10 protein-coding genes are annotated in these 14177 nt (G+C 73.8%); 3 read left to right on the top strand and 7 right to left on the bottom strand.

Annotated elements, in window-relative coordinates:
• Positions 1-42 precede the first annotated feature (42 nt).
• Positions 43-996 carry a dimethylargininase gene (gene ddaH / locus BCL65_RS03935; RefSeq protein WP_106265421.1) on the top strand — a complete coding sequence of 318 codons (954 nt, stop codon included), beginning with the start codon at positions 43-45 and terminating at the stop codon, positions 994-996.
• A gap of 2 nt (positions 997-998) precedes the next feature.
• A complete protein-coding gene (locus tag BCL65_RS03930) occupies positions 999-2066 on the top strand; it encodes an ornithine cyclodeaminase (protein ID WP_106265419.1) in 1068 nt (355 codons plus the stop codon).
• A gap of 22 nt (positions 2067-2088) precedes the next feature.
• On the opposite strand, the gene BCL65_RS03925 is transcribed toward BCL65_RS03930, so the two are convergent.
• Positions 2089-3180 (bottom strand): FUSC family protein, encoded by a 1092-nt coding sequence (locus BCL65_RS03925; protein ID WP_106265417.1) that lies wholly within the window; start codon positions 3178-3180, stop codon positions 2089-2091.
• Positions 3181-3351: 171 nt separating this feature from the next.
• Between BCL65_RS03925 and BCL65_RS03920 the strand changes: the two genes are divergently transcribed.
• Positions 3352-4782, top strand: coding sequence for a zf-HC2 domain-containing protein (locus tag BCL65_RS03920; RefSeq protein ID WP_106265415.1), 1431 nt, complete (start codon positions 3352-3354; stop codon positions 4780-4782).
• A gap of 24 nt (positions 4783-4806) precedes the next feature.
• Here the strand turns inward: BCL65_RS03920 and rlmC are convergent, their stop codons facing one another.
• The 6 genes from rlmC to BCL65_RS03890 all read right to left on the bottom strand — a co-directional run bounded on the left by rlmC (position 4807) and on the right by BCL65_RS03890 (position 14139).
• Entirely contained in the window at positions 4807-6087 is a 1281-nt protein-coding gene (gene rlmC / locus BCL65_RS03915) for a 23S rRNA (uracil(747)-C(5))-methyltransferase RlmC (RefSeq protein ID WP_106265413.1), read from the bottom strand.
• Positions 6088-6106: 19 nt separating this feature from the next.
• The gene (locus BCL65_RS03910; protein WP_181340710.1) at positions 6107-6694 is read right to left on the bottom strand and encodes a DinB family protein; all 588 of its coding nucleotides are present in this window, start codon (positions 6692-6694) and stop codon (positions 6107-6109) included.
• A gap of 34 nt (positions 6695-6728) precedes the next feature.
• Positions 6729-9668, bottom strand: a complete 2940-nt coding sequence (locus BCL65_RS03905) for a helix-turn-helix transcriptional regulator (protein WP_243400768.1) — start codon at positions 9666-9668, stop codon at positions 6729-6731.
• An 89-nt stretch (positions 9669-9757) separates the two neighbouring features.
• Entirely contained in the window at positions 9758-10111 is a 354-nt protein-coding gene (locus tag BCL65_RS03900) for a hypothetical protein (RefSeq protein WP_106265411.1), read from the bottom strand.
• A 113-nt stretch (positions 10112-10224) separates the two neighbouring features.
• Positions 10225-10623, bottom strand: coding sequence for a RidA family protein (locus BCL65_RS03895; protein WP_106265409.1), 399 nt, complete (start codon positions 10621-10623; stop codon positions 10225-10227).
• A 216-nt stretch (positions 10624-10839) separates the two neighbouring features.
• A complete protein-coding gene (locus BCL65_RS03890) occupies positions 10840-14139 on the bottom strand; it encodes a S8 family serine peptidase (RefSeq protein ID WP_106265407.1) in 3300 nt (1099 codons plus the stop codon).
• Between the last annotated feature and the right edge of the window lie 38 nt (positions 14140-14177).

Raw genomic sequence — 14177 nt, 5'->3', positions numbered from 1 at the left:
TCGGAACGTTCGGGGCAACGGCTCGCCCCCTACCGTCGCCGCATGACGTTGATCACACCTTCCGCCGCTCCCGCGGCGCCCGCGCCGCTGCCCGAGACCACCGCGACGCACCGCACCGCGACCCCGCGCCACTTCCTCATGTGCCCGCCCGTCCACTTCGACGTGGTCTACGCGATCAACCCCTGGATGGACGTCACCGTCCCCGTCGACGCCGGGTACGCCGTCGTCCAGTGGCAGGCCCTCAAGGCGGCCTACGAGTCCCACGGCCACACGGTCGACGTCATCTCTCCCGTCCCCGGCCTGCCGGACATGGTCTACGCGGCCAACGGCGGCGTCGTCGTCGGCGGCAAGGCTCTCGCCGCACGCTTCACGTTCCCCGAGCGTCAGCCCGAGGGCGTCGCGTACGAGGCATGGCTCCGCGACGCCGGCCCGGCGCGCGGACTGACCAGCCTCGGCCAGGCGGCCGAGCGCAACGAGGGCGAGGGCGACCTGCTGTGGGACGGCGAGGTCATGCTCGCCGGCACCGGCTTCCGCACCACGCGCGGCGCCCACGCCGAGGTCGCGGAGAAGCTCGGTGTCGAGGTCCTCACGCTCGAGCTCGTCGACCCGCGCTTCTACCACCTCGACACGGCGCTGACGGTGCTCAGCACCGCCGGCAGCGGGCCCGACGGCGGACCTCGCGCCGAGATCGCGTACTTCCCGGCGGCCTTCACCCCGGAGTCCCAGGCGGTGCTGCGCGAGCGGTACCCCGACGCCATCGAGGCGACCGAGGCCGACGCCGCCGTGCTCGGGCTCAACGCCGTCAGCGACGGACGGCACGTGTTCCTCACCGACCGCGCCACCGGCATGCACGCCGCCCTGCGCGAGCGTGGCTTCGAGCCCGTGGGCATCGACCTGTCCGAGCTGCTCAAGGGCGGCGGCTCGGTGAAGTGCTGCACCCTCGAGCTGCGGCCCGCCCCGAGCGCCGCCGTCCCGACGCCCGCGAAGGAGGCCTGAGCATGACCACCGTGGACCTGCTGGACGTCCCCGCCGCCGCCCGCTGGATCGCCGCCCGCGGCCCCGAGCGGATCATCGCCGAGCTCACCGACGCCCTCGCGACCGACTTCCGCCGCTGGCCCGAGCTCGACAAGCGCCCCCGCGTCGCCTCGCACTCCGCCGAGGGCGTCATCGAGCTCATGCCCACCTCCGACGGCGTCACGTACGGCTTCAAGTACGTCAACGGCCACCCGGTGAACCCGCTGCGCGGCTTCCAGACCGTCACCGCGTTCGGCGTGCTCGCCGACGTGCACAACGGTTACCCGACGTTCCTCGCCGAGATGACGCTGCTCACCGCGCTGCGCACGGCCGCGACCTCGGCGCTCGCCGCCCGCGCCCTGGCCCGGCCGGACTCCCGGACGCTCGCGCTGATCGGCACCGGCACGCAGGCGGAGTTCCAGGCGCTCGGCATGCGCTCCGCCCTCGGCATCACCCACGTGCGGGCCTGGGACGTGGACCCCGCCGCGCGCGAGAAGCTCGTGCGCAACGCCCGCAGCCTCGGCTTCGAGGTGCACGAGGCGACCAGCGGCGCCGACGCCGTCCGCGGCGCCGACGTCGTCACCACCTGCACGGCCGACAAGCGCAACGCCACCGTGCTCACCGCCGACATGCTCGCCGACGCCGCACCGGGCGTGCACGTCAACGCCATCGGCGGCGACTGCCCCGGCAAGACCGAGCTCGAGGCGAGCATCCTCGCCGCGCCGGGCACCGCCGTCGTCGTCGAGTACGAGCCGCAGACGCGGATCGAGGGCGAGATCCAGCAGCTCCCGCCGGACTCCGAGATCACCGAGCTGTGGCAGATCCTCACCGGTGACGCCCCCGGACGCACCAGCCCCGACCAGGTCACCGTGTTCGACTCCGTGGGGTTCGCCGTCGAGGACTGGACCGCGCTGCGCTACGTGCACGCGGCGATGCTCGCCGACCCGGCGGCCCGCGGGCTGCTGCAGCAGGTCGACCTGATCGCCGAGCCGACCGACCCCAAGGACCTGTGGTCCCTGGTCTCCGCGGAGGTGCTGCAGCCTCTGGTGTGACGGCGCCGACGGCGCGGCCGGGTCAGGTACGCACCGGCCGTGCCGTCGCGACGTCGTCCACGACGTCGACGATGGCCATCAGGTTCGCGATGAGCGCGCCGTAGAGCGGCCAGTACCGGCCTGAGAGGTCTTCGTCGGAGAGGTCGTCCGCCAGGCGGCTGAGGTCGGAGCGCAGCTCCGCGACCGAGGCGTCAGGATCCGCCACCCGGCGTCCGGTCTCGTCGAGCAGCTCGATGAACCGGTCGCGGAACCGGGGGTCCCACTCCTGGGCGTCGTGGTGCGAGCGGCGCACGTGGCGCGCGATGCTCCGCGCCTGCGCCACCCCCTCCTCGAGCCGGACGAGGACGCGCGGATAGTCGTGGACCTCGTCGTCCGGGTGGTTCCGCCGGCGGGGGTTCCACTGCCCGGCCTCTTCCGCTCCGCGCACGAGCGACCAGGCGTGCTCGACGTCGCCGGAGATCGAGCGGGTGCGCTCGATCCAGTCGTCCTCCTCCTGCGACTCCGTCGACCGGCGCATCTGTACGGCCATGTCGCTGAGCAGCCGGCCGAGGCGCTGGTCGACGTCGTCGATCTGGTGCTGGGCGCTGCGGTCGTTCAGCGGCGGGAACACGACGAGGTTGACCAGCACGGCGACGACGACGCCGACGGCGGTGGCGAGGAGCCGGTCCGGCAGCAGGTCGATCGCCTGCTGGTCCGGGACGCCGTAGCCCGAGGTGATGACGAACAGGATGGTGGTCGCGACGGTGATCCCCTCGTCCCGCACCGCCTTGACCCGCCCCAGGACGAGGCCGACCAGGATCGCCAGCCCGAACGACCAGACGGTCGCCGCGAAGAGCTCGACGACGACGAGCGAGACCAGGATGCCCGCTGCCACGGCGATGACGGTCTGGGCGCCGCGCCAGACGGTCCGGTACACCGTGGCGTGCACGGTGAGCAGCGCCATCCAGGGCGCCAGGAACGCCTGCTCCAGGCCGAGCACCATCTCGGCGAGCGCCCACGCGACCGTGGCGGCCACCGCCGACTTGAGCATCTGGAGGGCGTCGGTCTGGTGCGCGGGCGACGCCCACCACGTGACGAGGCGGGACCAGGGGCGGGGACGGGCGGTGGGCGGCACACGACCAGTCAACCCGAATGTGCACCGCGGTTCTCGTCGACGGTGCGGCGGCCCGGGCGCCGCCACCGCGGGGCCGACTTGCCCTCCCCCTGCGGTGCCCTGCGATCATGGGCCGGCGCGGGGTAGAGACCGCACGGGATGCGCCGGTCGGCCGGCAGGGAGCGAGGTCGCGTGAGCGCGTCAGGGAGTGGTCGGGAGCGTGCTCCCGACGACGGTTCGGCCCCGCGGAGCGACCCTGCCGTCGACGACGCCGTCCAGCGCCTGCGTGCCGTGGCCGCGGCTGCCGGGCACGCCGACGGCCCCGGCGCCGCCGGATCGGCCGACCCCGATATCGTCCGCACGGCGCTGGCGACCCTGCCGCACGAGGATCAGCAGCTCCTGTGGTCCCAGCACGTGCTGGGCCGGGGCATCGACGTGGTCGCCCGCGAGCTGGGCCTCCACGTGCGGGCGGCGGCGCGGCGGCTCCGGGCCGCGGAGGACCGGCTCGGACGTGCTCTCTCCGCCGCGCACTCCCGTGCCCCCGGGCGCGAGCGGTGCATGGAGACCCGCGGCGCGCTCCACGACTACGTCACCCACCGGCTCGGCGCCGGGCGTCGCCAGTCGCTCGAGGACCACCTGTTCGGCTGTGCCGGGTGCATGCGCGCGTTCATCGACGTGCGCCACGCCGCGTGGGCGCTGCGGGACACGGCGCCGCTGCTCGCCGGCGGCCTCGCCGTCGCGGGCGCGGCCGGGCCGGTCGTCATCGGCGCGGCTGGCGCCGCGACGACACACACCGGGCTGCTGGGCTGGCTCGGCCCGCTCGGGGCGGGGATCGCGGCCGCCGGGGACTGGGTCGCCCGTGTCCTGCGGCAGCTGTTCGGCCGCCCCGTCGCCGTGACCGCCGGCGTCGGGGTCGCCGCGGTGGCCGTGGCCGCGGTCGCGCTCGTGGGCGGGATCCCGGGCGGCGGTGCCCAGGACCTTCCACCGCCGGCGGTCGCGGGTCCTTCCCAGGCGTCCGACCCTCCGCAGGAACCGGTGATCGAGGAGGCCTCCCCGACGCCCACGCCCGATCCCGCACCGGAGCCCTCGCCGTCGGGCACGCCGCAGCCCACGCCGTCGGCCGAGCCCGAGCCCGAACCCGGACCGACGGTGGAGCCGCAGCCCCAGACCGTCTGGGAACCCGAGCCGGAGCCGACGCCGGAGGAGGACCTCGCGGCCGAGCCGGACCCGACGACGGCGCCGGCCGCCGAACCGACGCGGGCGCCCGAGCCGGGAGATCCCGAGCCCGTGGAGCCCGAGCCGACGACGGCGCCCACGAGCCCACCGCCGTCGGCGTCCCCGTCGCCGGTCCCGTCATCGCCACCGCCCGTCGAGCCGGAGCCCGAGGTGCGCACGCTGACGCTCACGGTCGAGGGCATCGGGTGGTTCCGCGTGGTCGCGACCGACGGTGCGGAGATCGTCGCGGTCGAGACGGTCGAGGGCTACACCAAGGCCGAGTTCGGCTGGAACGACCACTGGCGCGTGTGGACGGCGAACGCCAGGCGCGGCACCGTCGAGGTCACCGTCCGCGGCGCGGAGGGCTCGGCGCCGGGCGCGGTCCTGCGGCGCTGGGACCACGGCTGACGTCCTCCCTCGCGGGGTGGGGCACTACCTCGCGGGGTGGGGCACTACCTCGCGCTCGAGGAGGACCAGCACCTCGTAGTGGTCCGTCTGCGGGAACATGTCGAGCAGCACGGCGCGACGCGGCCGCAGCGACGGCATCTCGGCCAGGTCGCGGGCCAGCGTCGTGGCGTGGCAGCTCGAGTACAGCACGTGCTGCGCGTTCGAAGCCTCCAACCGCCGCGCCAGCTCCGTCCCGATCCCGCGCCGCGGCGGGTTGACGACCACCAGCTCCGGGTCCGCGTCCGTGCCGAGCGCGAACCCGGTCGCGTCGCCCGCGGCGAACCGCACGTCCGCCATCGCGTCGCGCCACCACGCGGCGTCCTGCCCGCCGACGACGGCGTCCGGCGGCAGCGCGGCCAGCTCGCCCGCCGTCGTCGTCGCCGACGCCACGGCCTCCGCCGAGATCTCGATGCCGGTCACGGCCCGGCCCGGTGCGGCGCAGTGCAGCGCGAAGCCGCCGACCCCGCAGTACAGGTCCCAGAGAGACCCCGGGTCGACCTCACCGACCCACTGGCGGGCCTGCCGGTACAGGGCCGCGGCCACCTCGGTGTTGGTCTGGAAGAAGCTCTGCGGGCGCAGGTGCAGGGTCACGCCGTCGACACCCATGGGCAGCGTCTCGCGGTCGGTGAGGACGATCTCCTGCTCGCCCTCCAGCACCGCGGCGTGCACGGGCTGGACGTTGACGCTGAGCACCGCCAGGCCGGGGAGCGCGCTCTGCAGCCACGGGAGGTGCTTGCGGATCCGGGCGACGGCCTCGGTGGAGCGCAGCACGAGACGGACCATCAGCTCGCCGTCGGGGGAGAGGGTCACCAGGACGTGCTTGAGCTCGCCGCGCCGGGCGGCGTCGCGCGGGGTGACCTTGCGGCGGCGGCCGGGAGTGCCCGGGCCACCGCCCTGCGCCGCGGGCGAGAGGTCGTAGGGCCGGAGCCGTGCTCGGGTGACCAGCTCGGCCAGCGGGCCGAACGCCGCCTGCAGGGCCGGCGGGTAGAGGCCGCAGTCCGTGAGGTCCACGCTCTGCCCGGCGAACGGCCCCGGCGGGCCCACGATCCCGAGCACCGGCTCCTCGACCGTGCCGGTGACCACCATCTTGGCCTTGTTGCGGAAGCCGCTCTCGGCCCCGGTGACGGCCGGGAGCCACGTGACGTCGTCGTACACCGCGAGCAGCTCACGGACGTGCGCTTCCTTGCCGGCCACCTGTGTGGGGCGGTCGAGCTGGATCAGGGTGCACGAACGGCACCGGCCGGCGTCGTAGTGGGGGCACTGCACCGGACCATTGTCCCGCGGGTCAGCCCGGGAACTGCTCGGCGATCGACCGGACCTTCGTCACGTACGCGTCCTGGTCGATGTCGGGGATGTTGGTGGCGCGCGGGATCAGGCCGACGGCGCCGTCGATGCCCTCGCGCAGGATGTCGGCGTGCCCGGCGTGCCGGCTCAGGTCGTAGATGACATGCACGACGATCCGCTCCAGCGTGACGTCACCCCGCTCGCCCCACCACGGCACGCGGCCCGGCGCGTCCAGGGGCAGCTCGGTGATGGTGGCGTCCGCGAACTCCGCGACGCGACGGTACAGGTCGAGGATCTGCTCGGCGGACTCGTCGGCCGTCGCGTAGAAGTCCGCGTTCGGGTCGTCCTCGAGCAGGGCGTCCGAGGGCACCTCGTGCGGCGTCGGCCAGGGCCGTCCGAAGACCTCGCCGAAGTAGCCGGACTCGATGCTGGCGGCGTGCTTGACCAGGCCCAGCAGGTTGGTCCCGGTGGGCGTGCGCGGCATCCGCAGCTCCCGTTCCGAGAGGCCCGCCGTCTTCCACAGGAGCGACTCGCGGACCTCGTGCAGGTAGTGCAGCAGCATCTGCTTCGTGTCGGGCAGCGTGTTCACGCAGGGCTCCTTCGCCGTGTCGGGGATCGAGGGGTCAGACGGCCAGCAGGCCGCGGCGGGTGGCCACGGCGACGGCCTCCGCCCGGCCCGAGACCCCGAGCTTGGCGAGGACGTTGGACACGTGGACGCTGACCGTCTTGGTCGAGATGTAGAGCTGTTCGCCGATCTGCCGGTTCGACAGGCCCTGGGCCACGAGGGTGAGGACCTGCTCCTCCCGCTCCGTGAGCGTCGAGGACTCCCGGCGCGCGCCCGGGACGGCGAGGCGGGCGCGCCGGGTCCAGGCGAGCACGGTGTCGGTCAGGGGCCGGGCACCCATCTCCTGCGCCTCGTGCAGGGCCTCGGCGGCCTCCAGCTCGGCAGCCGACCGGTCTCCGACGGCTCGCAACGCCTGCGCCCAGCGGAACCGCGACCGCGCGGTCTCGTACCGGTAGCCGTACGAGAACTCGCGCACCGCGGCCTCCCAGAGGGCGGGATCGGCGGGCGTCCCGTCGGTGGCGGCGGCGAGCCGTGCGTGCTCGGCCTCGGCGCGCCGGAGCCACGCGCGGCCCTCGGGCCCGAGCACGCCGCCGCGCGGGCGCCCCCGCTCAGCGGTCTCGCGGGCCACGGCGAGCAGCGCGTCGCCGGCCTCCCGGCGCTCCGCCTGCTGTGCATCGGCGGGGCCGACGGCGGCCTCCTCCGCGGCGTCGGCCAGGGCGGCCAGGGCGAGCGCGGAGATCCAGATACGCCCGAGGAAGTAGGTGCTCCACACGGCGCCGAGGTGCGCGACGACGGCCTCGGCGAGGTCGACCGCCTCGTCGTACCGGCCGGCGTACGTCAGGGCGTCGATGCGGCAGCCGCCGGAGATCAGGGCGACGAACCCGTCGACGTCCCAGTCCTTCTGCAGGGCCGCGGTCCGCTCCAGGACCCGCTCGTCACCGCGGGCGACCGCGGCGTACAGGCCCGCGCTCTCCAGGACCATGGCCTCCAGCGCGGGGACGCCGTCGCGCCGCGGGGCCTCGGTGAGGTCGCCGCGCACGTAGCGCAGCAGCTCGGCGATCATGCGCATCGAGATGCCGGTGGAGCTGCGGGTCGTGCCCGTCTCCTCCGCCCGCGCCAGGCCCTGGTGCAGCAGCTCCTGCGCGTCGTCCAGGCGGCCCGCGTAGTACCAGGTCGTGGCGAGGTTGTACCGGCAGCGCATCTCGGCGGCGAGGCTGCCGGCGTCGATCGCGCGGTGCATCGCCGACTCGATGAGCCGGGCCGCCGTCTCCGGGTCGCCCACCTCGATCACGGCGAGGGAGGCGAGCGCGTCGGCCTCCGCCTGGGGAGCGCGTGCCCGGTGGGCCACGTCGACCGCCCGTTCCAGGAAGTCACGGGCCGCGTCGTCGGCGTCGCGGTTCATCTCGATCCGGCCGCGGACGGCGAGGGTGGCGGCGAGGTCCTCCGTCGGCTCCGCCGGGAGGGCCGCGAGCGCGAGGTCGGTCTGGCGGGTCGCCTCGGTCATGTCCTCCTCGACGTCCAGGAGGTAGCGGGCCAGCACGTGCCGCAGGCTCGCCTGGCGTCGCCGGTCGGCGTCGAGCGACTCGACCGTGCGGCGCGTGAGCTGGACGGCGCGCTGGGGCTGACCGTTGCGCGAGGCGGCCGCCGCCGCGTCGAGCGCGACCTCGACCCGGTCGACACCGACACGTGCGACGGCGTCGGGCACGGAGTCCCAGAGCGAGAGCACCTGCTCGAGGTGCCGGAGCTCCTCCGTCGGTGCGAGCAGGTCCCGGGCGCGGACGGCGGCGTCGTAGGACGCGGCGAGCGCCGTCGGCAGGTCGTGGCCCTGCTGGGCGTGGTGCGCGCGCTCCGCGGCCGAGCCGAGGTCCGGGGAGTCGAGCAGCGCCGCGAGGTAGGACAGGTGCATGGCGGTGCGCTCGCCGGGCAGCAGGTCGAGGTAGAGGGCCTCGGCGAGCAGGGCGTGCCGGAACGCCAGGTGGGCGCCCTCGACGGCGAGGACCTGGTGGGTGACGGCGTCGCGCAGGGCCGTCGCGGTGGTGGCGGCGTCGAGCCCGGGTGTGCGCTCGGCCGCAGCGCGCAGCAGGTCCTCGCGCACCTGGCGACCGGCGACCGAGGCGAGCCGCACGAGCTGCTGCACCCCCGGGTCGAGGTGCTGCATGCGGGCGTGCAGGACGTCGGCGAGCGACCACGGCAGCGTCCCGGAGGCGAGGCCGGCGGCGACCAGCTCCTCCGCGAAGAACGCGTTGCCCTCCGAGCGTCGCAGCACCTCCGTGAAGTCGGCCTCGGGCAGCGGGCCGTCGTTGAGGGCGGTGGTGAACTCGCGCAGCTCGCCGGCCGTGAAGGGATCGAGCTCGACGTGGTCCACCCGTTCGGACCGGTGCAGCTCGGCCAGCAGCGGCCGCAGGGGGTGGCGGCGGTCGACGTCGTCGCTGCGGTAGGTGAGCACGAGCAGCAGGTGCTCGGCGCGCAGCCGGGTCACGAGAAAACGCAGCACGTCGCGGGTCGACGGGTCGGCCCAGTGCAGGTCCTCGACCACCAGCACGAGCGGTGCACCGGGCCCACCGGCAGCCGCGAGGGCGCTCGCGAGCCCGTCGAGCAGCGGCAGACGTTCCGCGTGCTGGTCGTCCTGGGCGGTCCGGGGACCGGCCGGGTCGAGGAGCCGGGCGAGCGCGGGACGCTCGGCGATCAGCTCGGCCACGCAGGAGGCCACGTCGTCGTCCGTCCCGGTGGGCCGCTGGAGGTGGCCCAGCGCCTCGGTGAACGGCAGGTACGGGATGCCGATCTCGCCGAGGTCGACGCAGTGGGCGACGACGACGCGTCCACCGGTCTGCGCTGCCTGCGTGGCGAGGTGGGTCACCAGTCGTGTCTTGCCCACGCCCGCGTCGCCACCCACGAGGAGCACTCCCGGTTCACCGGCGGCCGCGCGGTCGAAGGACCGACGGAACCCGGCGACCTGGTGCTCTCGAGCGATGAGAGGGATCTGAGACGACCGGCGCACCCTCGCATCGTCCCACCCGCTACCGACAACGGCCGAGGGTAATTCGGCCGGGACCGCAGCCCGGTCCGCCGTCGTCGTCGGGCCCGGGCTCACGCCGCGCGGTGGGTGCGGTCGGTCGTGGGACGGAGCGCGGCGAGGCCGGCCTCGATCTCCGCGACCCGGCGAGCCATGCGGGCGTCCCAGGCGGCGCGGTCGGTGCGGTCCGCCACGGTGTCGATCGTGTCGGCCAGGCGGTCGACGGCCTCACGCGCTCGCGCTGCCAGCTCCGGGCGCCGCGACCGGGCCTGAACCCTGGCGGCGCGACGAGCGCGCCACCGGGCCCAGAAGGACGGCGCGCCGAACGACTGCGCCGCACGCTCGCGTCGGTAGGCCAGCTCTGCCTCGAAGGCAGGTCCCTGCAGGTTCATGATGTTCCCCTCGCCGTGCGCCGGTCGTTCCGGCATGACTCCACACTCGTGCTGAGGTGGGGCCCGGCGGATCGGCCGGTCGCCCAGTCCTGCACGGCGGGGGTACCTCAGACGCGAACCGCACGACGACTCAGGCGGCCTGAGGTGCCTCAGGGCACGGCGGCCCAGGCCTCGATCTCGACGAGCTGGTCCGGGTACCCGAGCACGGTGACCCCGAGCAGGGTGCTCGGCACGGCGTGCTCGGCGAACCGGGCCTCGACCACGTCCCAGGCGGTGTGGAGGTCGCGCCGGTCGGTGGTGGCGACGAGCACGCGGGTGCCGAGCACGTCGGTGAGGGCGGCTCCGGCAGCGTCCAGCGCGGTGACGAGGTTGTCGAGGCAGCGGGCGGTCTGGGCGGCGACGTCGCCCGGGGCGACCGTCCGCCCGTCGGCGTCGAGCGGGCAGGCGCCGGCGAGCTGGACGGGCCTGTGGCCGGCGGCGGCCGTCGCGGCGTAGGCGTACGGGGCGGTCGGCGCGAGGCCGGGGACGTCGAGCAGCTGAACGGTCATGTCGGCACGCTAGATCGGCGTCGTCGTCGGCGTCACGGAGATACCGCCGCTGTCGCGTGCTCCGTTCGGCAGTTCGCGCTCCGTTCGGTCGTTCGAACTGCCGAACGGAGCTGAAACTGCCGAACGAAGCGGTGAAGCTGCGCGGTCAGACGACGGCGGCCCCGCCGACCCGGGATGTACCCGGGCGACGGGGCCGCCGCACTCTCTTCCGGTCGGTCAGTCGCGGTGCCTGAACACCGTGACCTTCACCGGCGTCTCGACGATCGTGGTGCCGGGCACCTCGTCCGCCACGAGCTCGGTGTGCACCACGCCCTTGCCCGGCCGCTTGGCCTCGAGCGTCACGTCGTACGTGAGGCTGCCTCCGGGGGTCGGGTCGGTCGAGGTGACCACCTGGGTGTTGCCGTCCGGCAGCTCCGCCACCATGTCGCCCGCACCGGCGGCGTTCTCCGCCCCGACGAGGAAGTCCATCCCCGGGGAAGCCATCGGCTCGGCGTAGTCGAACGTGATGTCCTGCTCACCGTTGGTGCCGATCCACACCTGGAACGACCGCGCGTCCTGGGTGCCCCAGACGTACATGTCCCACTGGACCACGAGCCAGCTGTTCACCCCGTCGCTCAGGCTGCCGATCCGGACGCCCTCGGCCGCGGTGCCGTCGCCGGCCTCGCTGTTGAGGTCCGTCCAGAACGGCGCGAGCACCGAGTTGGGGCGGGCCGACGAGGCGCCGCCCGGCAGGTCGCAGCAGTTGTTGTCCTCCGACGTCCCGCCGCCGGCCACGAGGTAGCCGTTGGAGTCGACGCCGAGCGACGTATACGTGCGGCCGTTGTACTCGTAGGCCGGTACGTCGTAGGTCGTCAGCGTCTCGTCCCCGAAGGCCTCCGGCGAGATGCCGAAGCTCTCGAGGTCGAGGAACCCGGAGGCGTCGAGCGTGTCGACGCTCGGCACGCCGAGCTCGGCGGCCGCGAGGGTCGCCGTCTCCGTGTGCTTGCCCCGCAGCGCCCGCTCACCGGTGGTGGTCGCCGACACCGACTGCTCGTTGAACGACTCGTTGGTCGCCGTCACCGTGCAGGTCACGTCGTCCTTGAAGTGGATCGACTCCTCCTCGCAGGACTGCGTCAGCGCCACGTTGCCCTGGGTGGGCACGAACGCCACCGGGATGTGGCCGTCGCCCCGCTGGGTGCGGAACGTGATCTCGGCGAACTTCTGCTCGCCGCTGGCCGAGGTGTCCGTGATGGTGATGTCGAACTCCACGCTCTTGCCCGGTCGCACGGTCGCGATCCGCGGGCTGAACGAGATCTTCGTGCCACGGGGCGTGTCCGCCGTCGGGCGCACCACGAGCGTGCGGCCCGAGGTGTTCTCGAGCGTGCGGGTGGTGGTCAGCCGACCGGGCAGGGTCGGTGCGTTGATCGACGGGATGTTGAGGTCCACGGCGTGCACCGGGTCCGTGGTCAGCGCCGCGAAGTTCTCCGTGGTGTCGCTGATCGTGAACGGCGGTGTCAGCGCCTCGCCGACGTCGACGCGCCCCGCACCCATGTCGAACGGGTCGGCCGGGGTGGTCAGGTCCTCCTTGACGACGTCGGTGGTCGACTGCGTCATGATGGCGGACTTGATCTGACCGGGCGTCCAGTCCGGGTTCGCCGCCTGGAGCAGCAGACCCACGCCGGCGACGTGCGGCGACGACATCGAGGTGCCGTTGATCGCCTGGTAGTACTGATCGGACGGGCCGCTCTCCGGAACCTCCGGCGTCGGCGTCATGGCCGCGAGGATCTGCACGCCGGGCGCGGTGATGTCCGGCTTGATGAACGGGCCGGCCGGGCCGCGGGAGGAGAACGCCGCGATGACGTCGCCCTGTCCCTCGGACGGCGCGCCGTCCGTGAACGTCCCCGTCACGCCGGAGTGCTCACCGAACCACGCCATCATCTCGGTGCCGTCCGCGAGGTGCAGCGCCGGCAGGTAGTGGTTGTCGGTGGCCACGTCGGCGAGCGTGGGGTTGTAGAGGACCATGCCGGCGGCGTCGCCCTCCAGCACGTTGTAGCCCTTGAGCACGCGGGCGTTCTGACCGCGCTCGCAGAGCACGATCATGCCCTCGAAGGTGCCCTCGGGTGCCGGCTCGAGGCACATCGGGTCGGAGTAGGGCGGCTCGGAGGCGTGCACGACCGGCAGCGGCTCCTCGACCCCCTCCACGATGGAGGCCCCGTCGGCGGTGAACGTGGAACCGTCGTCCGCGGTCAGCGTGAGCGTCGAGCTGAACTCGCGCGTCTGCGTGGAGGCGGCGACCGTGGTGACCCACGGGCTGACGTGGTTCGACGTCGCCGCCCCCGGTCCGTCGTTGCCCGCGGACGCCGCGACGAAGATCCCGGCGTCGTAGGCGTTGAGGAACGCGATCTCGATCGGGTCGGTGACGGTGCTGCCGCCGGAGATCGAGTAGTTGATCGCGTCGACGTCGTCGACGATCGCCTGCTGCACCGCGGCCACCAGGTCGGAGGTGTAGCCGCCGCCCGGGCCGAGCGCCTTGTACTCGATGATCTTCGCGCCGGGGGCGACGCCCTGGATCCGCTCGAGCTCGGGCCCGATGGTCTGGACGTCCTCGACGACGTTGCCCGCCGTGGTGCCGGAGGTGTGCGAGCCGTGGCCCTCGGCGTCCCGGGCGGTGCCCTCGTACAGGTACCCCTCCGGGTCGAGCAGGTCGTACAGCTCGGTGAACGAGTACCCGCCGATGAGCTTGTCGTTGCACTCGAACGGGTCGACCGCGGCGGTCAGCGGGTTGTCGCCGTAGTTGCAGGCCACCGGCGGGCCGTCGTACGGGCTGAGGTTGCCGTCGTCGGCGAACGACGGGTGCTCCGGCCACAGCCCGGTGTCGATGTTGCCGAGCACGAGGCCGTCGCCGGCCTCGGAGGTGGTGCCCAGCTCGGAGTAGGCCGCGGGCGCGTCGATGAAGTCGGTGCTGGAGTCGGTCAACGGCTTCTCGAGGGTGTTCTCCTGCACGGCGACGACGCCGGGCACGTCGAGCAGAGCGGGGATCTCGTCGCCGGGCACGAGTGCCGCGATGCCGCCGTAGACGACGTCGAAGGTGTCCACGACCTCGGTGGCGGGGACGGCGTCGGTGACGTCGGCGGTGATCGAGCGCTCCTGCTTCTTGACGTACCCGCGGTAGCGCTTCTCCGCGGGCGCGTCCTCGGTCAGCGGCTCGCCGGTCACGGCCGGGCTGGTGGCGTCGTACTCCGGGATGGAGCCGTCGTAGGAGGCCACGGCGTCGTAGTCGTACTTGACCAGGACGGGGATCTTCTTGCTCGAGCTCAGCGAGAGCAGCTTCTTCGGTGTCTCGACGAGCGCGCTGGTCGGCGCCTTGGGGCCGTCCTCCCGCGACGTCGCGGTCGGTTGCGACTCGGTGAGGCTCAGGTCGTCCGGGTCCGCCGGCGCGGCGCCGGCCCCCGTGGCGGTGAGGGAGGTGATGACCAGCGCGGCGCCGGAGGTGATGGCGGCGAGCCGGGTTCTGGACTGGTGCTTCCGTAAGCGCATGTGAGCGCACCCTTCGTCTCGGTCCGTAACGAGACTCC

Source organism: Isoptericola halotolerans (genome assembly GCF_003003075.1).
GTDB classification, from domain to species: domain Bacteria; phylum Actinomycetota; class Actinomycetes; order Actinomycetales; family Cellulomonadaceae; genus Isoptericola; species Isoptericola halotolerans_A.
Note: the sequence above shows the minus strand (reverse complement) of the source record. Positions and strands in the feature narration are given on the sequence as shown.